Origin of the sequence: Streptomyces sp. NPDC085931, assembly GCF_044540565.1 — a bacterium.
Taxonomy (GTDB): domain Bacteria; phylum Actinomycetota; class Actinomycetes; order Streptomycetales; family Streptomycetaceae; genus Streptomyces.
Window position 1 is genome coordinate 90493 of the sequence record NZ_JBITSK010000002.1, and the last position, 24506, is coordinate 114998.

A 24506-nucleotide genomic window follows, 5' to 3' on the forward strand; every position below is an offset into this window, starting at 1 on the left:
CGTCGGGTGCGGTCGGGAGGGCGGCGGGGTGCTCATGCGTCTCCCAGCTCGCGGTCGATCAGGTCGAAGAGGTCGCCCGGCGTCTCGACCCCGGCCAGCTCCTCGTCGTCCTCCACCGGGACGGGGGCGCCGGCCGCGGGGACCGGTTCGCCCTGCCAGCGGGAGAGCAGTTCCCGCAGCCGGGCGGTGACCCGCTCGCGGTCCTCGCCGTCCACGGCCGCGTCGCGCAGGGCGCTCTCCAGGCGGTCCACTTCGCCGAGCAGGGCCTGTGCGGTGCCGGGCGGCTCGGGCAGGTCGAGGGCGTCCAGCAGGTGCCGGGCCTGGGCGAGCGGCGTCGGGTAGTCGAAGACCAGGGTGGCGGGCAGCCGCAGTCCGGTGACCGCGCCGAGCCGGTTGCGCAGTTCGACCGCGGTGAGGGAGTCGAAGCCGAGCTCCTTGAAGGTCTGGTCGGGTTCCATCGCGTCGGCCGAGCCGTGTCCGAGGACGGCGGCGGCCTGTTCGGCCACCACGTCGAGGAGCAGTTGCTCGCGGTCCGCGGCGGACAGCGGTGCCAGCCGTTCGGCCAGGGTCGCCTCGGTGGCCGTGGCGGCTCCGGCCGCCGCCGGGGCGGCGTCGGCGCGACGGCGGACGGGGGTGCGGACCAGGCCGCGCAGCAGGACCGGCAGGACGTCGTGGTGCTCGCGCAGGGCGGCGGCGTCGAGGTCCATGGGCAGCAGGGCGGCCCGGTCGGAGGCCGACGCGGCGTCCAGCAGGCGCATGCCGCGCTCGGGGCCGAGCGGCACCATGCCGGTGCGGGCGTGCCGTTCGCGGTCGGCGTCGGTGAGGTCGCCGGTCATGCCCGCGTCCGGCAGCCAGGTGCCCCAGGCGAGGGAGACGGCCGGCAGGCCGAGGGCGCGCCGGTGGTGGGCGAAGGCGTCCAGGAAGGCGTTGGCGGCGGAGTAGTTGGCCTGTCCGGCGCCGCCGAAGGTGCCGGCGACGGAGGAGAAGACCACGAACCGGGCCAGGTCCAGGTCGCGGGTCAGCTCGTGCAGGGCGACGACGGCGTCGGCCTTGGGCCGCAGCGCCTCCGCGAGCCGGGCGGGCGTCATGGAGGTGAGGACGCCGTCGGCGAGGACGCCCGCGGTGTGCACGACGGCGGTCAGCGGCCGGTCGGCGGGGATGCCCGCGAGGAGCTGGGCGAGCGCGGTGCGGTCGGCGACGTCACAGGCGGCGACGGTCACCTCGGCGCCCAGGGCGGCGAGTTCGGCGCGCAGGTCGGCCGCGCCGGGGGTGTCCGGGCCGCGCCGGCCGGCGAGCAGCAGGTGCTTGACACCGTGCTCGGCGACCAGGTGCCGGGCGGTGGCGCGGCCCAGCCCGCCGAGGCCGCCGGTGATCAGCACGGTGCCCTCGGGGTCGGGGGCGGCCGGCACGGTGAGGACGACCTTGCCGACGTGCTTGGCCTGGCTGAGGTACCGGAACGCCTCGGGGGCGCGGCGCACGTCCCACACGGTCATCGGCAGCGGCTCGATCACCCCCCGGTCGAACAGGTCCGCCAGCTCGTGCAGGATCTCGCCGATCCGGTCGGGTCCGGCCTCGACCAGGTCGAAGGCGCGGTAGCGGACGCCGGGGTGGTCGGCGGCGACCGCGGCCGGGTCGCGGACGTCGGTCTTGCCCATCTCCAGGAAGCGTCCGCCGCGCGGCAGCAGCCGCAGGGAGGCGTCCACGAACTCCCCGGCCAGGGAGTCGAGGACCACGTCGACGCCGCGGCCCCCGGTGGCGGTGCGCAGCCGCTCCTCGAAGCCGAGGTCGCGGGAGGAGGCGAGGTGGCGGTCGTCGAGGCCGGCGGCGCGCAGCGCGTCCCACTTGGCCGGGGACGCGGTGCCGTAGACCTCGGCGCCGAGGTGGCGGGCGAGCTGGACGGCGGCGGAGCCGACACCGCCGGCCGCGGCGTGCACGAGGACGCTCTCGCCGGGTTTCAGGGCGGCGAGGTCGACGAGGGCGTAGTAGGCGGTGAGGTAGACGATCGGGACGGTGGCGGCCTGCGCGAAGCTCCAGCCCTTCGGGATGGGCGCGACCATGCGCTCGTCGGCGACGGCGACCGGTCCGAAGGCGCCCGCGAACATGCCCATCACGCGGTCGCCGGGGGCGACGGAGGTCACGTCGGCGCCGGTCTCGGTGACCACGCCGGCGCCCTCCAGACCGATGGCGGTGGCGTCGCCCGGGTACATGCCGAGCGCGGTGAGGACGTCGCGGAAGTTGACGCCGCAGGCGCGCAACGAGATGCGTATCTCGCGCGGGCCGAGCGGGGCGGTGACCTCCGGGCAGGGGATGAGCCGCAGGCCCTCCAGGGTGCCCTTGCGCTCGACGCCTAGCCGCCACGCCTCGGTGCCGGGCGGCGGGACGAGGGCCCGGTCGGCGGCCAGCGGCACCACCCTGGGCGCGGTCACGGAGCCGTCGCGCACGGCCAGTTCGAACGCGGTGTCGCCGAGCGCGCCGGGCAGCGCCGCGGCGGAGGCGGTGGTGCCGTCGGTGTCGACGAGGACCAGGCGCCCGGGGTTCTCCGTGCGGGCGGAGCGGACCAGGCCCCAGACGGCGGCCTGGGCCGGGTCCGCGGGCCTGGGCCCGGTGGGCACGGCGCCGCGGGTGACGACGGCGAGGCGCGCCGCGGCGAACGCCGGGTCGTCCAGCCACCGCCGGAGGAACGCCAGCACCTCGGCGGTGAGGTCCCGTGCCCGGCGCGCCGGGTCGCCGTCGGCGGTCCGGCCGGCGGCCGGCACGGCGTACAGCACAGTGTCCGGTACGGCGGCGTCGGCGAGGGCGTCCGGGCCGGGGACGACGGTGGCGGTGTGCCCGGCCTCGCGCAGGGCCGCGGCCAGGTCGCGGGCCTCCGCGGACCCGATGACCGCCCAGTCCGCCGGGACCGGCGCGCCGGAGGGGGGCACCGGCTGCCAGTCCACTTCGTACAGGCCCTGCCGGCCGGGGCTGCCGACGGTGGCGCCGTCGAGGTCGCCGGTGAGTTCGCGCAGGGTGAGCGAGCCGACGGAGGCGACGGGCCGGCCGGCCGGGTCGGCGAGTTCGAGGGCGACGGCCTCCGGGCCCCGCTGGACCATGCGCACCCGCAGGGCGGAGGCGCCGACGGCGTCCAGCCGCACGTCGTTCCAGGAGAACGGGAGCCGTCCGGCGTCCTCCATCGGCACGAACATCACGGCGTGCAGGGCGGCGTCGAGCAGCGCCGGATGCAGCTCGAACGCTCCGGCGGCGGGGTCGGCGTCGGCGGGCAGGCGGACCTCGGCGAAGACCTCCTCGCCGCGCGTCCACACCCGGGTCAGCCCCTGGAAGAGCGGGCCGTAGAGGTGGCCGCGGTCGGCGAACGCCTCGTAGAAGCCGTCCAGCGGCACCTCCTCGCCGTCCCGGGGCGGCCAGGCGGTGAAGTCGTACGCCGAGGAGGCGCCGGCGGCCGGTTCGGCGGTGAGCAGGCCGCTGACGTGCAGCGTCCACGGGTCGTCGGGGTGGGCGTCGTCCGGGCGGCCGTGCACGGTCAGCGCCCGGGCGCCGCCGGCGTCGGGCGCCTCGACGCGGACCTGCACCTGGACTCCGCCGTGCGCGGGAAGGGTGAGCGGGGTCAGGATGGTCAGCTCGGCGACGTGCTCGCAGCCGGTTTGCGCCCCGGCGTGCAGGGCGAGGTCGAGGAAGCCGGTGGCCGGGAACAGGGCGGTGCTGGTGAGGGCGTGCTCCTTCAGCCAGGGGCTGGAGTGCAGGGACAGGCGTCCGGTGAGGAGGTGGGTGTCGCCGTCCGCGAGGGCGACGGCCGCGCCCAGCAGCGGGTGGCTGCTGGTGCCGAGGCCGGCGGCGGTGACGTCGCCGAGCAGGGCGGGCGGTCGCGGCCAGAACCGGCGGCGCTGGAAGGGGTAGGTGGGCAGCTGCACGACGCGGGCGCCGGTGCCGTCGAAGAGGCGGGGCCAGTCGACGTCCACGCCCTTGGCGAAGGCGCGGGCGAGGGCGTCGAGCAGGGCGTCGGCCTCGTCGCGGTCCTTGCGCAGCGACGGGACGAACAGGCGGTCGCCGGTGTCCTCGGCGAGGCAGTCCTGGGCGAGGGCGGTCAGGGTGCCGTCGGGGCCGATCTCCCAGAACCGGTCGGCTCCGTGCGCGGCGAGCCAGGCGACACCGTCGTGGAAGCGGACCGCCTCGCGGACGTGGCGGACCCAGTACTCGGGGTCCTGCAGTTCGCCGGGGGCGGCGGCCCGCCCGGTGACGTTGGAGATCACGGCCATGCGGGGCGGGGCGTAGGCGATGCCGGCGGCGACCTCGCGGAAGGCGTCGAGCATGGGGTCCATCAGCGGCGAGTGGAAGGCGTGGCTGACGCGCAGCCGGGTGGTGCGGCGGCCGCCCGCGGCGAGTTCGGCGGCCACCTCGGCGACCGCGGCCTCGGCGCCCGAGACGACCACGGAGCGCGGCCCGTTGACGGCGGCGATGCCCGCGTCGGCGCGGCCGGCGAGCAGCGGCAGCACCTCGTCCTCGGCCGCCTCGACGGCGAACATCGCGCCGCCCTCGGGGAGTTCCTGCATCAGCCGGCCGCGTGCGGCGACCAGGGCGCAGGCGTCCGGGAGGGACATGACGCCGGCCACGTGGGCGGCGGCGATCTCGCCGATGGAGTGGCCCGCGACGAAGTCCGGCCGCACGCCCCAGGATTCGAGGAGGCGGTAGAGCGCGACCTCGACGGCGAAGAGGGCGGGCTGGGTCCACCGGGTCTGGTTGATCCGCTCGGCGTCGTCGCCGAGGACGACGGCGCGCAGGTCGTCACCGAGGTGGACGCAGACGGCGTCGAAGGCGTCGGCGAACGCCGGGAAGGCGTCGTACAGGCCGCGGCCCATGCCGGGGCGCTGGGAGCCCTGTCCGGAGAAGAGGAAGGCGGTCTTGCCTTCGCCTCGGTGGGTGCCCGTGACGGTGTGCGGTCCCGTCTCGCCGTCGGCGAGGAGCCGCAGTCCGTCGGTGAGGGCGGCGCGGTCGGCGCCGAGCACGACGGCCCGGTGTTCGAAGACGGTGCGGGTCGCGGTCAGGGACAGGCCGAGGTCGGCCGCGGTGTGGCCGGGGTTCCGCCCGGCGTGGGCGAGGAGCTGGGCGGCCTGGGCGCGCAGCGCGTCGCGGCTGCGGGCGCTGAGGACCCAGGGCAGGGTGCCGTGGGCGGCGGCGGGGACTTCGGGCGTCTCCGTGTCGGGCTGTTGCGGGGCGGGCTGTTGGGGGGCGGCTTCGAGGACGACGTGCGCGTTGGTGCCGCTGATCCCGAACGACGACACACCCGCACGCCGCGGCCGGTCCCCCGGCACGGTCCACTCCCGCGCCTCGGTCAGCAGCTCGACCGCACCCTGCTCCCAGTCCACGTGCGAGGACGGCGCGTCCACGTGCAGCGTCGCCGGCAGCACACCGTGCTCCATCGCCAGCACCATCTTCATCACACCCGCCACACCGGCACCCGCCTGCGTGTGACCCACATTCGACTTCACCGAACCCAGGTACAGCGGACGCTCCGCGTCATGCTCCTGCCCGTAGGTGGCCAGCAGGGCCTGCGCCTCGATCGGGTCACCCAGCCGCGTGCCCGTGCCGTGCGCCTCCACCGCGTCCACCTCGGCCGCCGACAGCCCGGCGTCCGCGAGCGCGGCCCGGATCACCCGCTGCTGAGAGGGGCCGTTCGGCGCGCTCAGACCGTTGGACGCGCCGTCCTGGTTGACCGCGCTGCCCTTCACCACCGCCAGTACGCGATGCCCCAGCCGGCGCGCGTCCGACAGCCGCTCCACCAGCAGCAGACCGCCGCCCTCGGAGAACCCGGTCCCGTCCGCCGCGTCCGCGAAGGCCTTGCACCGCCCGTCAGCCGCCAGCCCCTGCTGACGGCTGAAGTCGACGAACAGGCCCGGTGAGGCCATGACGGTGATGCCGCCCGCGAGGGCGAGGTCGCACTCCCCCGCGCGCAGCGACTGCACGGCCAGGTGCAGGGCGACGAGGGACGCGGAGCAGGCGGTGTCGACGGTGACCGCCGGGCCTTCCAGGCCGAAGGTGTACGACAGCCGGCCGGAGACGACACTGGCGGCGTTGCCGGTCAGCATGTAGCCCTCGAAGTCCTCGCCGGACGCGGCGAGCATGCCGGTGTAGTCCTGGCCGTTGGTGCCGGCGAAGACACCGGTGCGGCTGCCGCGCAGCGCGCGCGGGTCGATCCCGGCCCGCTCGAACGTCTCCCACGCCATCTCCAGCAGCAGCCGCTGCTGCGGGTCCATGGCGAGGGCCTCACGGGGCGAGATGTTGAAGAAGGCCGGGTCGAAAGCGCCGGCGTCGGCGAGAAAGCCGCCGGTGCGGGTGGCGACGGTGCCCGTCTTGCCGGGCTCCGTGTCGAAGAGGACGCCGAGGTCCCAGCCGCGGTCCTCGGGGAAGGGCACCAGGCCCTCCTCGCCGGCCAGCAGCATGTCCCACAGCTGCTCGGGGGTGTGCACGCCGCCGGGGAAACGGCAGCCCATGGCCACGATGGCGATGGGGTCCTCCGCGGCGGGTGCGCGGTGGACGGCGTCGGCCGCGGCCGGGGCGGGGGTGTCACCGGTGCCGGTGTCCGCGGCGACCTGCGCGAGCAGGAAGTCGGCCAGGTCCCGGCAGGTGGGGTGGTCGAAGACGAGCGTGCTGGGCAGGCGCAGGCCGGTGATGCGGTTCATGCCGTTGCGCAGTTCGACCGCGCTGAGCGAGTCGATGCCCAGGTCGGTGAAGGGCCGGGCGGGGTCGACCGCGTCGGCGGAGGGGTGGCCGAGGACGCCGGCGACGTGGCTGCGCACGATGCCCAGGACGGCGTCCGCCCGCTCGTACTCGGGCAGGGCGCCGAGGTGGGCGTGCAGCGAGGAGATGTCGGCGGTGCCGGACGCCGTGTCGTCTCCGGCGGCGTCCAGGGCCCGGCGGGCGGCGGGCAGTTCGTCCAGCAGGTGGCTGGGCCGGGGCGCGGTGAAGGACGGCGCGTAGGTGTCCCAGCGCAGGTCGGTCACGACGACGTGGGTGTCGCCGAGGTCGAGGGCCCGGCCGAGGGCCTGGCAGGCGGTGCCGGTGTCCATGGGGTGGACGCCGTGGCGGCGCATGCGCTCGCCCGCCGCGTCGCCGACCATGCCGCCGTCGGCCCACAGCCCCCAGGAGACGGCGGTGGCGGGCAGGCCCGCGGCGCGGCGCTCGGCGGCGAGGGCGTCGAGGTAGGCGTTGCCCGGGGCGTAGTTGCCGAGGCCGGCGCCGCCGAGGACGCCGGCGGTGGAGGAGAACAGGACGAAGGCGGACAGGTCCAGGTCGCGGGTGAGGTCGTGCAGGACGCGGGCGGCGGTGGCCTTGCCGTGCAGGACGCCCGCCATGCGCTCGGGGGTGAGGGAGTCGATCACGCCGTCGTCGAGGACGCCCGCGGCGTGGAAGACGGCGTCGAGCGGCTGGTCGGCCGGGAGGCCGGCGAGCAGGTCGGCGAGGGCGGTGCGGTCGGCGGCGTCGCAGGCGGCGAGGGTGACGTCGACGCCGCGGGCGGCGAGTTCGTCGCGCAGTTCGCCGGCTCCGGGGGCGTCGGCGCCGCGGCGGCCGGCCAGCACCAGGCGGGTGGCGCCGCGGTCGGCGAGCCAGCGGGCGACGTGCCGGCCGAGGGCGCCGGTGCCGCCGGTGACCAGGACGGTGCCGCCGGGCTTCCAGGGCTCGGCCGGCTCGGCGGTGCCGGGGGCGTGCACCAGGCGGCGGCCGAAGGCGCCGGCCGCGCGCAGCGCGATCTGGTCCTCCTGGCCGGGGTCGGCGAGGAGGGCGGCCAGCCGGGTGCCGGTGCGGGCGTCGAGGTCGGCGGGCAGGTCGATCAGGCCGCCCCAGCGGTCGGCGTGTTCCAGTGCGGCGACCCGGCCGAAGCCCCAGATCAGGGCCTGGGCGGGTACGGGGGCGGGGTCGGCGGAGCCGACCGCGACCGCGCCGCGGGTGGCGCACCACAGGGGTGCGTCGGCACCGAGGTCGCCGAGGGCCTGCACGAGGGCGAGGGTCGTGGCGAGACCGACGGTGAGGCCCGGGAGGCCGGGGTGGTCGCGGGTGTCGAGGGCGAGCAGGGACAGCACTCCGGCGGGCCGGTCGGTGTCCTCGTCGCCGGCCGTGAGCAGGGCGGCGATCGCGGCGCGGTCGGGTGCGCCGTCGGGCAGGGCGATCCGGCGGACGGTGCGGGCGCCGCCCGCGGTGAGGGCGTCGGCGACGTGGTCGGCGGTGGCGTCCTGTCCGGCCTCGGCGGCGGGGGCGAGGAGCAGCCAGGTGCCGGTGAGGGCGGCGGCGCCCAGGGTGAGGGGGCTGAAGGAGACGGCGTAGCGCAGGGCGTCGGCGGTGGCGCGTTCGCGGCCGGCGCGCCGCCAGTGGGACAGGGCGGGCAGGAGACTGCTCAGCGGGGCGTCGGCGGGGAGGTCGAGGGTCTCGGTGAGGCCGCGCAGGTCCTCCTGTTCGACGGTCTCCCAGAAGCGGGCCTCGACGGAGTCGGCGGCCGGGGAACCGCCGGCGGTGTCGGCCGGGGCGGTCCCGCGTACGGCGGGCCAGTAGCGGCGGTGCTCGAAGGGGTAGGTGGGCAGGTCGGTGCGGACGGCGCCGGTGCCGGCGAACACGGTCTGGAAGTCGACGTCCACGCCGTGCAGGTGGGCTTCGGTGAGCGCGGTGAGCCACTGGCGCAGGCCGCCCTGGTCCCGGCGGAGCGAGCCGAGGACGGCGCCGTCGACGCCGGCCGCGTCGAGGCTGTCGCGCAGTCCGACGGCGAGCACCGGGTGCGGGCCGACCTCGATGAAGGTGCGGTGGCCGGCGGCGATCAGACCGCGTACGGCGTCCTCGAAGCGGACGGTCTCCCGCAGGTTGGTGTACCAGTAGCCGGCGTCCAGGGCGGTGGTGTCCAGCCAGTCGCCGGTCAGGGAGGAGCGGAAGGGGATGTCGCTCTCGCGCGGCTCGATGCCGGCCAGGGCGTCCCGGACGGCGTCCTCGATCTCCTCGACCTGCGGGGAGTGGGAGCCGTAGTCGACGTTGACCTTGCGGGCGCGCACGCCGTCCGCGACGAGCGCGGCGTGCATCTCCTCCAGCGCGCCCGCCTCGCCGGAGACGACGGAGGACGACGGGCCGTTGACGGCGGCGAGGGCGAGGCGGCCCTCCCAGGGGGCCATGCGGGCGCGGGTGTCGTCGGCGCTCAGCGGCACGGACATCATGCCGCCGGTGCCGGCGATGCGGGTGAGGGCGCGGCTGCGCAGGGCGACGACGCGGGCGCCGTCCTCCAGGGACAGCGCGCCGGCCGCGCAGGCGGCGGCGATCTCGCCCTGGGAGTGGCCGACCACGGCGGCGGGGCGGATCCCGTGGGCCCGCCACAGGGCGGCGGTGGAGACCATCACGGCCCACAGGGCGGGCTGGACGACGTCGACGCGGCCGAGGTCGGCGGCGCCCTCGTCGCCGCGCAGCACGGCGCTCAGCGACCAGTCGACGTAGGGGGCGAGGGCCTGCTCGCAGCGGTCGATCCACTGGGCGAACTCCGGTGACTCGGCGAGGAGTTCGCGGCCCATACCGGCCCACTGGGCGCCCTGGCCGGGGAAGACGAGGACGGGTTCGGCGCCGCCCGGCACGGCGTCGGCGAGCAGGGCGGGCCCGGTGAGCGGGCCGCCGGCCGCCAGCGCGGCGAGCGTCTCGTCGAGGTCGGCGGCGTCGTCGGCGAGGACGGCGGCCCGGTGGGTGAAGGCGGCGCGGCCCACGGCGAGGGTGTAGGCGACGTCGGTGAGCGGGGTGCCGGGCCGGGTGCGCAGGTGGGTGCGGAGCCGGGCGGCCTGGGCGCGCAGCGCGGCGGGGGTGCGGGCGGACAGCAGGACGGGTACGGCGGGCAGTCCGGTCGTGGCGGGCGGCCGTACGGTCGTGTCGTCGGGGGCCTGCTCGACGATGACGTGGGCGTTGGTGCCGCTCATGCCGAACGAGGACACGCCGGCGCGGCGGGGGCGGCCGGTGTCGGGCCAGGGCCGTTCCTCGGTGAGGAGTTCGACGCGGCCGGCGCTCCAGTCGACGTGCGGGGTGGGGTTCTCGGCGTGCAGGGTGCGGGGCAGGACGCCCTCGCGCAGCGCCGCCACCATCTTGATGACGCCTCCGACGCCGGCGGCGGCCTGGCTGTGGCCGATGTTGGACTTCAGCGAGCCGAGCCACAGCGGCCGGTCCTCGGCGCGGCCCTGGCCGTAGGCGGCGATGAGGGCCTGCGCCTCGATGGGGTCGCCGAGGGTGGTGCCGGTGCCGTGCGCCTCGACGGCGTCGACGTCCTGCGGGGTCAGTCCGGCGGCGGCGAGGGCCTGGCGGATGACGCGCTGCTGGGAGGGGCCGTTGGGGGCGGTCAGGCCGTTGGAGGCGCCGTCCTGGTTGAGGGCGCTGCCGCGGATGAGGGCGAGGACCCGGTGGCCGTTGCGCCGGGCGTCGGAGAGCCGTTCGAGGACGACCATGCCGACGCCCTCGGCCCAGCTGGCGCCGTCGGCGTCCGCGGAGAAGGGCTTGCAGCGGCCGTCCTCGGCGAGGGCGCGCTGGCGGCTGAACTCGATGAGGGAGCCCGGCGTCGACATCACGGTGACACCGCCGGCCAGGGCGAGGGAGCACTCGCCCTGGCGCAGGGACTGCGCGGCGAGGTGCAGGGCCACCAGGGAGGAGGAGCAGGCGGTGTCGACGGAGACGGCCGGGCCCTCCAGGCCGAGGGCGTAGGAGACGCGGCCCGACAGGACGCTGGGCGAGTTGCCGGTGCCGACGTAGCCCTCGAAGTTGTCGTCGGAGGCGGCGAGGATCGTGACGTAGTCCTGGTAGGTGACGCCGGCGAAGACGCCGGTGTCGGAGCCGCGGGCACCGGCCGGGTCGACGCCGGCCCGCTCCAGGGCCTCCCAGGAGACCTCGAGGAGCAGGCGCTGCTGCGGGTCCATGGCGAGGGCCTCGCGCGGGGAGATGCCGAAGAACGCCGGGTCGAAGCTGCTGGCGTCGTGCAGGAAGCCGCCCTCGCGGGTGTAGACGGTGCCGGGGTGGTCGGGGTCGGGGTGGTAGAGCCGCTCGGGGTTCCAGTCGCGGTCGGTGGGCAGCGGCGAGATGCCGTCCGCTCCGGCGCGCACCAGGTCCCACAGGTCCTCGGGGCTGTTGACGCCGCCGGGGTAGCGGCAGGCCATGCCGACGACGGCGATCGGGTCGTCGTCGACGGGGCGCCGGGCCGCGACCGCGGGGGTGTCCGCGCTCGCGGTGGCGAACAGGTCGTCGGCGAGGTGCGCGGCGAGCGCGGCGGGGGTGGGGTGGTCGAAGACGAGGGTGGCGGGCAGGGTGACGCCGAGCGCGGCGCTGAGGCCGTTGCGCAGCTCCACGGCGGTGAGCGAGGTCAGGCCGAGGTCGGTGAAGGGCCGGGCGGGTTCGATGTCGTCGGCGCCGGCGTGGCCGAGGACGGCGGCGGTGCGGTCGCGGACGGTGGCGAGCAGGGTGCGGGCGCGTTCGGCGGCGGGCCTGGCGGCCAGCCGTTCCAGCGGGCTGCCGGCGGGCTGGTTGCGGGCGGCGGCGCGGCGGCGGGCCGGTTCGGCCGCCGGGGCCGGTTCCCGCGTCGTGGCCGTGGGAGCCGTGGTGCCGGTGGGCGTGACGCCGGGTGCCGGGCGCAGCAGCAGCGAGCCGATCTGCAGGACGGGGTCGCCGACCGCGTCGGCCGCGGTGAGGGCGAGGGTGTCGGGGCCGGTGCGGTCGAGCCGGACCCGCAGGGTGGTGGCGCCGGTGGCGTGGAGGCGGGCCGGTCCGGCGGAGAACAGCACGCGTCCGTCGCCGAGACCGTCGAAGGCGCCGAGGCCCAGCGGGTGCAGGGCGGCGTCCAGGAGGGCCGGGTGCAGGTCGTGGCGGGCGGCCTCGTCGGCGGCCCGGGCGGGCAGGGCGACCTCCGCGTACACGGCCGTGTCGTCCCGCCATGCGGCCAGCAGGCCCTGGAAGACGGGCCCGTAGTCCAGACCGGCCTCGCGCAGCCGCGGGTACAGGCCGTCGGTGGGCAGTTCCCGCGCGCCGGGCGGCGGCCAGGCGGTGAGGTCGTGGACGGGAAGGGACAGGGCGTCGGTGTCGGCGGTGAGGATGCCGCCCGCGTGCCGGGTCCAGCCCGCGGTGGGGCCGGCGGCGGCGCGGGCGTACACGCCGAAGGGGCGGTCGCCGCGGGCGTCGGGGGCCTCGACGCGGATCTGCAGGGCGACGCCGCCGTGCTCGGGCAGCGGCAGCGGACTCTCCAGGACCAGTTCGCGGACCTGCGGACGGCCCGCGACGGCACCGGCGTGCAGAGCGAGGTCGAGGAAGGCGGTGCTCGGCAGGACGGCGGTCCCGCCGAGCCGGTGCGCGGCGAGCCAGCCGTTGCCGTCGGCGGTCAGCCGGCCGGTCAGCAGCAGGGTGTCGTCGACCGCGGACGGGACGACCGCGCCGAGCAGGGGGTGGTCGGCGGCGACGAGTCCGGCGGCGGCCGGGTCGCCGGACGCCGTGGTGGGCGCGATCCAGTAGGGGCGGTGCTGGAAGGCGTAGGTGGGCAGTTCCACCGGGCGGGAGCCGGGGGCGGTGACGGCGAGCAGGGCGCGCCAGTCGACCGGGACGCCGCGGGTGTGCAGGGCGCCGACGGCCGTCAGCAGGGTCTCGGTCTCGTCCCTGTCCTCGCGCAGCGTGGGCACGGCGAGCGGGGCGCTGCCCCGCCAGGCGGTCTGGGCGAGGGCGGTCAGGGTGGCGTCGGGCCCGAGTTCGACGAGCCGGGTGGTGCCCAGCTCCTCGAGGGCGGCGACCCCGTCGGCGAAGCGCACGGTGTGCCGGACGTGCCGTACCCAGTACTCGGGGTCGGTGAGTTCGCCGGGGGCGGCGGGCCGGCCGGTGAGGTCGGAGACGACCGGGATGCGCGGTTCGGCGTACGCGACGCCGGCGGCGACCGCCCGGAACTCGTCGAGCATCGCCTCCATGTGCGGCGAGTGGAAGGCGTGGCTGACGCGGAGCCTGCTCGTCCTGCGGCCCAGCGCGGCGAAGTGCGCGGCGACGGCGTCGGCCGCGTCCTCGTCCCCGGCGACGACGACCGAGCGGGGACCGTTGACGGCGGCGAGCGACAGGGTGTCCTCGCGGCCGGCGAGCAGCGGCAGCACCTCCTCCTCGGCGGCCTCCACGGCGATCATGGCGCCGCCCTCGGGCAGGGCCTGCATCAGCCGGCCGCGGGCGGCGACCAGGCGGCAGGCGTCGGGCAGGGAGAACACCCCGGCCACGTGGGCGGCGGTCAGTTCGCCGACGGAGTGGCCGATGAGGTGGGAGGGGTGCACCCCGAGGGACTCCAGCAGCCGGTGGAGGGCGACCTCGACGGCGAACAGGGCCGGCTGGGCGTACTCGGTGCGGTTCAGTGTGCCGGCGTCGGCGTCCGCCATGACCTCGGCGAGCGGTCGCGGCAGCAGCCCGTCGAAGTGCCCGCACACGGTGTCGAACGCGTCGGCGTAGGCCGGGAAGGCGTCGTACAGGGCGCGGCCCATGCCGGGGCGCTGGGTGCCCTGCCCGGCGAAGAGGAAGGCCGTGCCGCCCTGGGTGGTGAGGGTGTCGCCGGTGACGACGCCGGGTGCGCTGCGGCCCTCGGCGAGCGCGGCGAGGCCGGTCAGCAGGGCGTCGCGGCCGGTGCCGGTGACGACGGCGCGGTGCTCCAGGGAGGCGCGGGTGAACGCCAGGGCGTGGGCCACGTCCGCCGGGTGCGCCCCGGGGCGGTCCTGAAGGTGGGTGAGGAGCCGGGCGGCCTGGTCGCGCAGCGCGGCCGGGCCGCCCGCGGACAGCGCCCACGCCACGGCGCGCTCGGCGCGCTCGGCGGGGTGGGCCGCGGGGGCGGGCCCGGCGGGCGGTTCGGCGACGATGACGTGCGCGTTGGTGCCGGAGACGCCGAAGGCGGAGACACCGGCGCGCCGGGGGCGGTCGCCGGCGGGCCAGGCGACGGGCTCGCCCAGCAGCCGGACGTTTCCGGTGCTCCAGTCGACGCGCGAGGAGGGGCGCTCGGCGTGCAGGGTGCGCGGGAGGGTGTTCTCGCGCAGCGCGAGGACCATCTTGATGAGGCCGACGGCTCCGGCGGCGGCCTGGGTGTGGCCGAGGTTGGACTTGGCGGAGCCCAGCCACAGCGGGCGGTCGGCGGGCCGGTCCTGGCCGTAGGCGGCCAGCAGGGCCTGCGCCTCGATGGGGTCGCCGAGGGTGGTGCCGGTGCCGTGCGCCTCCACGGCGTCCACGTCGGTCGGGGAGAGTCCGGCCGAGGCGAGGGCCTGGCGGATGACGCGCTGCTGGGAGGGGCCGTTGGGGGCGGTCAGGCCGTTGGACGCGCCGTCCTGGTTGACGGCGGTGCCCTCGACGACGGCGAGGACCGGGTGGCCGTTGCGGCGTGCGTCGGAGAGCCGTTCGACGACGAGGACGCCGACGCCCTCGGCCCAGCCGGTGCCGTCGGCGTCGTCGGAGAACGCCTTGCAGCGGCCGTCGGGGGCGAGACCGCCCTGGAGGCTGAACTCGACGAACGCGCCCGGGTCGGCCATGACGGTGACGCCGCCGGCCAGGGCGAGGTCGCACTCGCCGGAGCGCAGCGACTGCACGGCGAGGTGCAGGGCGACCAGCGAGGAGGAGCAGGCCGTGTCGACGGTGACGGCCGGGCCCTCCAGGCCGAGGGTGTAGGCGACGCGGCCGGAGACCACGCTGCCGGCCTGGCCGGTGAGCAGGTGCCCGCCGAGTCCTTCGGGGACCTCGGTGAGGCCGGTGGCGTAGCCGGAGCTGCCGGCGCCGACGAAGACGCCGGTGCGGGAGCCCTTCAGCGAGGTGGGGGCGACACCGGAGCGCTCCAGCGCCTCCCAGGAGGTCTCCAGGAAGAGCCGCTGCTGCGGGTCCAGGGCCTGGGCCTCGCGGGGGCTGATGCCGAAGAAAGCGGCGTCGAAGGCGGAGGCGTCGGTGAGGAAGCCGCCGGAGCGGGTGTCGCTGGCCTCCAGCAGGGCTGTGAGGTCCCAGCCCCGGTCCTGGGGGAACCCGCCGACGGCGTCACCGCCGCTCGCCAGCAGCTCCCACAGCCGGTCGGGGCTGTCGACGCCGCCGGGCAGCCGGCAGCCCATGCCGACGATGACGACCGGGTCGGTGCCGGTGGTCACCACGGCCGTCTCCGACCGCTGTTCGCCCGTCCCGTACAGCCGCTCGCGCAGGTGGGCGGCGACGGCGGCCGGGGTGGGGTGGTCGAAGACGAGGGTGGTGGGCAGGGCGACGCCGGTCTCGGCGGTGAGGTCGTTGCGCAGTTCGACGGCGGTGAGCGAGTCGAAGCCCATGTCGCGGAAGGCGCGGCCCTCGGCGACGGCGGCCGGGTCGGCGTGGCCGAGCGCGACGGCGGCGCGACGGCGCACCAGCTCCAGCAGGACGGCGTCGCGCTCCTCGGCGGGCAGCGGGTCGAGCCGGTCGCGCAGTGCGCCGCCCGCGGTGGTGGCGGACGCGGTGGCGGGGCCGGTGGTGGCCGGCGCGGCGGCCTCGGGCAGGTCGGCGAGCAGGGGGCTCGGGCGGCCGGTGGTGAACGCGGGCGCGAACCGGGCCCAGTCGACGTCGGCGACGACGACGGCGGTGTCGCGGGCGGCGAGCGCGCGGCCGAGCGCGGTCAGTGCCGCGTCCGGGTCGAGCGGGCGCAGTCCGCGACGGCGCAGCGTCTCCTGCGCCCGCGGGTCGGCGGCCATGCCGGTGCCGTCCCAGGGGCCCCAGGCCACGGCGGTGCCGGTCAGGCCCCGGGCGCGGCGGCGTTCCACCAGGGCGTCGAGGTGGGCGTTGGCGGCGGCGTAGGCGGCCTGTCCGCCGCTGCCCCACACGCCGGCGATGGAGGAGAACACGACGAACGCCGACAGGTCGCTGTCGCGGGTGAGGGCGTCGAGGTGGTCGGCCGCGTCCGCCTTGGCGCGCAGGACGGCGGCGAGCCGGTCCGGCGTGCAGTCGGCGATCACGTCGTCGTCGAGGACGCCGGCGGCGTGTACCACGGCGTCGACGGGGTGGGCGGCCAGCAGCCGGGCGACGGCGTCGCGGTCGCCCGTGTCGCAGGCGACGACGGTGACCTTCGCGCCGAGCCGGGCGAGGTCGGCGCGCAGGGTGTCGGCACCGGGCGCGTCGGGGCCGCGGCGGCTGGTGAGGACGAGTTCGCGGGCGCCGTGCTCGACGGCCCAGCGGGCGACCCGGGAGCCGAGGGCCCCGGTGCCGCCGGTGACGAGGACACGCGGGGGCGCGGTCCACTGCTCGGTCGCGGCGGCGGGCGCCGGAGCGGGGACGAGGCGGCGGGCGTGGGCGGTGCCGCCGCGGACGGCGACCTGGTCCTCGGTCCGGGCGGCCAGGACGGCGGCGGCGCGGGCGAGGGCACGGCGGTCCGGCCGGGCGGGCAGGTCGAGCAGCCCGCCCCAGCGGTCGGGGTGCTCCAGCGCGGCGACACGGCCCAGCCCCCACACGGCGGCGGCACCCGGCTCGACGACGGCCTCCGTGCCGCCGCCGACGGCGACGGCACCGCTGGTCAGCAGCCACAGCGGCGCGGTGAGCCCGGCGTCGCCGTGGGCCTGGACGACGGCCAGGGCCGCACCGACGCCGGGCAGGCAGGAGAGCACGCCGGCGACCGGGTCACCCTCGGCGGCCGCGGCGAGCAGCCCGGCCAGCACGGTCCGGTCGGCCTCCTCGGGGCAGACCAGGCGCTCGATCCGGGGCAGGAACTCCTCGATGCCGCTGAGCGCACGGTCGTCTCCGGTCTCGGTCTGGAGCAGCAGCCACCGCCGGGTGTCCGGACCGGCCTGGGCGGCGGCGTCGAGGCGCTGCCAGCGGATGCGGTAGCGCCACGAGTCGGCGGTGAGCCGCTCCGTCGTGGCGCGCCGCCAGGAGGACAGCGCCGGCAGCACGGTGCCGAGGGTGCTGTCGTCCAGGTGCAGCGCGTCGGCGAGTTCACGGGTGTCACCGCGCTCGACGGCCTGCCAGAAGGCGTCCTCGGCGGGCGCGGCGAACGCCGAGGTCCCGGCCGCCCGCTCGTCGGCACGGCGCGGTTCGGGCCAGTACCAGCGGCGCTGGAAGGCGTAGGTGGGCAGCGGGACGGTGCCGGCGGCACCGGCCGCGCCGGCGGCACCGGCGCCTTCGGCGGCTTCGGCGGCTTCGGCGGCTTCGGCGGCACGGAACACCGCGGCCCAGTCCACCCGCGCGCCCGTCGTGTGCAGGGTCGCGAGTGCGGCGGTCAGGGCATCCGCCTCGGACCGGTCCTTGCGCTGCGCGGCCACGCAGACCGGGTCGGTGGCGTCGCCGAGGACGGTGCTTGTGAGGGCGGTCAGGGTGGCGTCGGGGCCGATCTCGACGAACCGGGTGACGCCCTCCGCCGCGAGGGTGGTGACGCCATCGGCGAACCGGACGGCCTCACGGACGTGCCGGACCCAGTAGTCGGCGGTCGTCAACTCCCCCTCGGCCGCGAGCTGTCCGGTGACATTGGAGACGATCGGGAGGGAGGGGTTCGTGTAGGTGATGCTTTCGGCGATCTGGCGGAAGTCGGCCAGCATCGGTTCCATCAGGGGTGAGTGGAAGGCGTGGGAGACACGCAGACGGGTCGTTCGGCGGCCCTGTCCGGCCAGCTCGTCGGCGACCTCGGACACAGCCGCCTCGTCGCCCGCGATCACCACGGCGCGAGGGCCGTTGACCGCCGCCACCGACACCTCACGCCCGGCCAGCAGCGGCAGCACCTCGTCCTCGGCGGCCTCCACCGCGATCATGGCGCCGCCCTCGGGCAAGGCCTGCATCAGCCGGCCCCTGGCCGCCACCAGCGTGCAGGCATCCTCCAGGGACAGCACCCCGGCCACGTGAGCGGCCGCGATCTCGCCGATGGAGTGCCCGCCCACGAAGTCCGGGCGCACACCCCAGGACTCCAGCAGCCGGAACAACGCCACCTCGACCGCGAACAACGCCGGCTGCGTCCACTCCGTACGCGCCAGACGCTCCGCGTCGTCACCGAAGACGACGTCCTTCAGCTCCACGCCGACGTGCGCGCACACCGCGTCGAAGGCCTCCGCGAACACCGGGAACGCCTCGTACAGTTCACGCCCCATACCCGCGCGCTGCGCACCCTGACCCGAGAACAGGAACGCCGTGCGACCCTCGGCGACGGTGCCGACGGTGACCTGGGCAGTGGGTTCACCGGCTGCCAACTCGGCCAGACCGGCCAGCAGTTCCTCGCGGGAACGGCCTCGCACGATGGCGCGGTCCTCGAAGGGGGTACGAGAGGTGGCCAGCGCCGAGGCGATTCGCAGGGGGTCGGCGTCGGAGGCCGAACGTACGGCGTCGAGCAGCCGGGCGGCCTGCGCGCGCAGCGCATCGGCACCACGCCCGGACAGCACCCAGGGGATCACGGGCAAGACCGCGAGGTCGGCCGGGGCGGCCGTCTCCTGCGGGGCTTGTTCGAGGATGACGTGGGCGTTGGTGCCGCTGAGCCCGAACGAGGAGACACCCGCCCGACGCGGCCGGTCCACCGACGGCCACTCCTGCCGCTCGGTGACCAGTCGCACGGCGCCCGCCGACCAGTCCACCCGCGAGGACGGCTCGTCCACGTGCAGCGTCGCCGGCAGCACACCACGCCGCAGCGCCTCCACCATCTTGATCACACCCGCCACACCGGCGGCCGCCTGCGTATGACCCAGGTTCGACTTCACCGACCCCAGGAACAGGGGGACTTCGCGGTTCTGTCCGTAGGTGGCCAGCAGCGCCTGCGCCTCGATCGGGTCACCCAACCGCGTACCCGTCCCGTGCGCCTCAACCGCGTCCACCTCCGCCGCCGACACGCCCGCGTCCGCGAGTGCCGCGCGGATCACCCGCTGCTGCGACGGACCGTTCGGCGCCGTCAACCCGTTCGACGCACCGTCCTGATTCACCGCCGAACCGCGCACCACCGCCAGCACCCGGTGACCATGCTTCTGCGCATCGGACAGCCGCTCCACGAGCAGTACCCCGACGCCTTCACCCCAGCCGGTACCGTCCGCACCCTCCGCGAACGCCTTGCACCGGCCATCACCCGCCAGACCACCCTGACGACTGAACTCCACGAAAGCACCCGGCGTCGACATCACCGTCACACCACCGGCCAGGGCCAGATCGCACTCCCCCGACCGCAGCGACCGCACCGCCATGTGCAGGGCGACGAGCGAGGAAGAACACGCCGTGTCCACGGTGACCGCCGGTCCCTCAAGGCCCAGGACGTAGGCAAGGCGACCGGACATCACGCTCGCTGCGTTGCCCGTGCCGACATACCCGCCGAAGTCACCCTCCGCCACACCCAACAAAGCCGGATAGTCCTGCCCGTTGGTACCCGTGAACACACCCACCTGCCGACCGCGCAGCGACCTCGGGTCGATCCCCGCCCGCTCCACCGCCTCCCACGACGACTCCAGCAACAACCGCTGCTGCGGGTCCATCGCCAACGCCTCACGCGGCGAGATACCGAAGAACTCCGCGTCGAAGGCGCCGACGCCGTCGAGGAAGCCTCCGCTCGCGGTGTGGCTGGCGTAGGGGTTGGCCGGATCGGCGGTGAAGAGCCGGTCGAGGTCCCAGCCGCGGTCGGCGGGGAAGTCGGTGATGCCGTCGCGCCCTTCCTCCAGCAGGGCCCACAGGCTCTCCGGAGAGTCGACGCCGCCCGGGAAACGGCAGGCCATCCCGACGATCGCCACCGGCTCGTCGGTGACAGCGGCCGCGGCAGTGGTGGCCGTGACGGCGGTGTCGGTGTCGCCGAAGAGTTCGTCGTGCAGGTGGCCGGCGAGGGCCTGCGGTGTCGGATGGTCGAAGACCACCGTCGTCGGGAGCGAGAGACCGCACGCGGCGGCGAGGGTGTTGCGCAGCTCGACCGCGATCAGCGAGTCGACGCCCAGGTCGCGGAACGCCCGCTCCGCACCCACCTGTTCGACCCCGGCGTAGCCGAGGGCCGCCGCGGCACGGGTGCGCACCTCGGCCAGCAGCTCGTGCCGCCGCCGTTCGGGGGTCAGGCCGGCGAGGCGGTCACGCAGGCCGGCCGCTGCCGGGGTGGTACGGGCCTCGGCCGGGTGGCCGTAGACCTCGGTGAGCAGCGGGCTGGGGCGGACGGCGGTGAAGGCGGCGCCGAAGCGGTCCCAGTCGACGTCAGCGACCAGCGGCGCGGCGTGGTGCCCGGTGGCGTGGAGGGCGAGGGCCTCCAGGGCCCGGTCGGGGTCGAGCAGGCCGACACCGCCGCGCACCTGGCGGTCCTCGGCGTCGGCGTCGGCCGCCATGCCGCCGCCGGCCCAGGGCCCCCACGCGAGGGACGTGGCGGGCAGGCCCTCGGTCCGCCGCCGCTCGGCCAGGGCGTCCAGCCACGCGTTGGCGGCGGCGTAGTTGCCCTGCCCGGCCGAGCCGACGGTGCCGGCGAACGAGGAGAACAGGACGAAGGCGGACAGGTCGCGGTCGCGGGTCAGTTCGTCGAGATGCCGCGCCCCCGTCGTCTTGGCCGCGAACACGGAACGGAAGGCCTGCGGGCCGAGGCCGTCGAGCACTCCGTCGTCGATGACGCCGGCCGTGTGGACCACGGCGTCCACCGGGTGCGCGTCGAGCAGTTCCCGGACCGCCTCACGGTCCGTCAGGTCGACGGCGGCGAACGTGACGTCGCTGCCCAGACGGCGCAGTTCCTCGTCGAGGGCCTCCGCGCCGGGCGCCTTCGCACCCCGTCGGCTGACCAGGAGGAGGTGCGCGGCTCCCTGTCGTGCGGCCCAGCGGGCCACTCGGGCGCCCAGCGCACCGGTGCCGCCGGTCACCAGGACGGTTCCGGTCGGCTGCCAGGCCGCATCCGCGGAGGGAGCGGCGGGGGCCAGCCTGCGGGCGAAGGCTCCGGCGGCGCGGACGGCGACCTGGTCCTCGCGCGGGTACGGGCCCGTCGTGCCGTCGGCGAGCAGGGCGACGAGCCGCGCCGCGGAACGCTGGTCCAGCGTCGGCGGAAGGTCGGCGAGCCCGCCCCAGCGGTCGGGGTGCTCCAGGGCGGCGACACGGCCGAGGCCCCAGACGGCGGCCTGCGCGGGGTCGGGTGCCGGATCGTTCGCGTCGGCGGTCACGGCGCCCCGCGTGAGCGCCCACAGCGGAGCGTCGACATGGGCGTCGCCGAGGGCCTGGAGAAGCAGTGCGGTGGCGGGCACGCCCGCGGGCACGTCGTCCACCGAGCCGTTGCGCGCCGGCGCGGAGAGAATCGCGGTGACCGGGCCGTCCCCGACGGCGGCGGCGATACGGCCTGCCAGCTCGGCCCGCGTGTCGAGGGGGTGGTGGTCCACGGTGACCACGTCGGCGCCCGCGTCGAGCAGCGCGGTGGTCAGCACGCCGTCCCATCCGTCGTCGCCGTCGAGGGACGCGGGACGGGCGAGCAGCCAGCGCCCGGACAGCCGCGCCGTTTCCGGCAGCCCCTGGACCGGGGTCCAGACGACGTGGTGATGTGGCCCGGAAGGAACGAGCGCGGCGCCATCGTCGGCGTACGAGCGCTCCAGCCAGTAACGGTCGCGGCGGAAGCCGTAGGTCGGCAGCTCGACGACGCGGGCGCCCGGAAGCAGTGCCGGCCACGACACCGCCGCCCCGTGCAGGTGCAACCGGGCGAAGGCACCGATCAGGTTGCGGGCTTCGGTGCCCTGCTTGCGCTGCGCGGGCAGGAAGAGCAGCCCGCGGTCGTCGGCCAGGCAGGCACGGGCCAGCGCCGTCAGGGTGCTGTCCGGGCCGATCTCCAGGAACCGGGTGACGCCTTCCGCCGCGAGAGTGGCGACACCATCGGCGAACCGGACCGCCTCGCGGACGTGCCGGACCCAGTAGTCGGCCGTCAACTCCCCTTCGGACGCGAGCTGTCCGGTGACGTTCGAGACGACCGGAAGGGTCGGAGTGGTGTAGGTGATGCTTTCGGCGATCTGGCGGAACTCCGCCAGCATCGGTTCCATCAGGGGTGAGTGGAAGGCGTGGGAGACGCGCAGACGGGTCGTGCGGCGGCCCTGTCCGGCCAGCTCGGCGGCGACCTCGGACACAGCCGCCTCATCGCCCGCGATCACCACGGCACGGGGGCCGTTGACCGCCGCCATCGACACCTCACGCCCGGCTAGCAGCGGCAGCACCTCGTCCTCGGCAGCCTCCACCGCGATCATGGCGCCGCCCTCAGGCAACGCCTGCATCAGCCGGCCCCGAGCGCTCACCAGCGTGCAGGCGTCCTCCAGGGACAGCACCCCGGCCACGTGAGCGGCCGCGATCTCACCGATGGAGTGGCCACCCACATAGTCCGGGCGCACGCCCCAGGACTCCAGCAGCCGGAACAACGCCACCTCGACGGCGAACAGCGCGGGTTGCGTCCACTCCGTACGCGCCAGGCGCTCCGCGTCGTCACCGAAGACGACATCCTTCAACTCGCCACCCACGTGCGCGCACACCGCGTCGAAGGCCTCCGCGAACACCGGGTAGGCCTCGTACAGTTCACGCCCCATACCCGGACGCTGCGCACCCTGGCCCGAGAACAGGAACGCGATCTTGCCCGCTTCCTGCGCGGTGTCGGTGAAGACGTCGGCAGCGGCTTCGCCGCGGGCCAACGCCTCCACCGCGGACAGGAGTTCCGAGCGGTCGGCGCCCACGACCGCGGCACGGTACGGGTGTGCGGTGCGGGTGGTGGCGAGGGACGCGGCCAGGTCGTAGGGGTCGGCGTCCGGCCGGGTGGCGAGGTGGTCGGCCAGGCGGCGGGCCTGGGTGCGCAGGGACTCCTCGTCGCGGGCGGACAGGACCCAGGGCAGTACCGGAAGGCTCGCCCGCGGAGTCCGGTCGGTGCGATCGGCGCGGTCGGCGCGGTCGGTCCGGTCGGTCCGGTCGGTCCGGTCGGCGCCGTCCGCCTCTTCGGCCGTCGGCTGCGGGGCCTGTTCGACGATGACATGGGCGTTGGTGCCGGAGACGCCGAAGGCGGAGACGCCGACGCGGCGCGGGTGGTCGGTCTCCGGCCAGTCGTGGGCCTCGGTGAGGAGCCGCACGTGGCCGGCGGTCCAGTCGACATGGGTCGAGGGCCGCTCGGCGTGCAGGGTGGGGGGCAGTACGCCGTGGCGCAGGGCGAGCACGGACTTGATGACGCCGACGACGCCGGCGGCGGCCTGGGTGTGGCCGAGGTTGGACTTGGCCGAGCCGAGCAGCAGGGGACGGTCGGCGGGACGGCCCTGGCCGTAGGTGGCCAGCAGCGCCTGCGCCTCGATCGGGTCGCCGAGCGCGGTGCCGGTGCCGTGGGCCTCCACGGCGTCGATCTCCGTGGCGGGGAGTCCGGCGTTGGCCAGGGCGGCGAGGATGACGCGCTGCTGGGACAGGCCGTTGGGCGCGGTCAGGCCGTTGGAGGCGCCGTCCTGGTTGACGGCGCTGCCGCGGACGACCGCCAGCACGGGGTGGTTGTTGCGGCGGGCGTCGGAGAGGCGCTCCACGACGAGGATGCCGGCGCCCTCGGCCCAGCCGGTGCCGTCGGCGTCGTCGGAGAACGCCTTGCAGCGGCCGTCGCCTGCGAGGCCGCCCTGCCGGGCGAACTCGGTGAAGGCGCCGGGGCTGGACATGACGGTGACACCGCCGACGACCGCCAGGGAGCACTCGCCGGACCGCAGTGACTGGGCGGCCAGGTGGAGGGCGACCAGGGAGGAGGAGCAGGCGGTGTCGACGGTGACGGCGGGGCCCTCCAGGCCGAGGGTGTAGGCGACACGGCCGGAGAGGACGGACATGGAGTTGCCGGTGAGGAGGTGACCGCGGACGTCCTCGGGCACCTCGGTCAGGCCGGAGGTGTAACCCTGGTCGCTGCAGCCGACGAAGACGCCGGAGCGGCTGCCGCGCAGGGCGGCGGGGTCGATGCCCGCGCGTTCGAGGGATTCCCAGACCACTTCGAGCAGCAGGCGCTGTTGCGGGTCCATGGCGAGGGCTTCGCGCGGGGAGATGCCGAAGAAGGCGGGGTCGAAGCGGTCGGCGTCGTGGACGAAGCCGCCCCGGCGGTGGCCGGAGTCGGTGCCGGGGACGGTGGGCCAGCCGCGGTCGGTGGGCCAGTCCGTCACCGCGTCGGTTCCGGAGACCAGCAGGTTCCAGAAGTCGTCCGGGGTGCGCACGTCTCCGGGCAGCCGGCAGCTCATGCCGATGATGGCGATGGGCTCCTGTTCGCGGGCCTCCAGCTGCCGCAGCTTGCGGCGGGTGGTGTGGAGATCGACGGTGACCCGCTTGAGGTAGTCCCGAAGCTGCGCTTCATTCGTCATGGACTGCCCCCATGCTGTTCGGTTCGGTGACGGTGGTGCCGCGTGGAGGCCCGGGTGCCGGGCCGGGGCGCCCGATGGGGCCCCGCCGGTGGTGATCTCCTCGTGCGGTGGGGACAGCATGACCCGCGCGGTCACCCGATTCCGGCCCCCGGCGGGGTTGTTTGGGGAAACCCTTGGAAATCGGCCGCGGTTCGCTGTTCGCGCAGGCCGGGGCATCGGCCGGGAGCACGGCCGTGTCGCTCTACGGCCGTGAGCGCGAGCGGAGTTGGGGCCGGGACGGCTGCGGCG

Annotated in this window: 1 protein-coding gene; it reads right to left on the reverse strand. The window is 76.1% G+C overall.

Annotated elements, in window-relative coordinates:
* Positions 1-32: 32 nt before the first annotated feature.
* The gene (locus ACIGAN_RS03680) at positions 33-24218 is read right to left on the reverse strand and encodes a type I polyketide synthase (protein WP_399854662.1); all 24186 of its coding nucleotides are present in this window, start codon (positions 24216-24218) and stop codon (positions 33-35) included.
* Between the last annotated feature and the right edge of the window lie 288 nt (positions 24219-24506).

Excerpts from the sequence above, each read along its gene's own strand:
- ACIGAN_RS03680 (WP_399854662.1), bottom strand. The coding sequence starts at position 24,218 with ATGACGAATGAAGCGCAGCTTCGGGACTACCTCAAGCGGGTCACCGTC.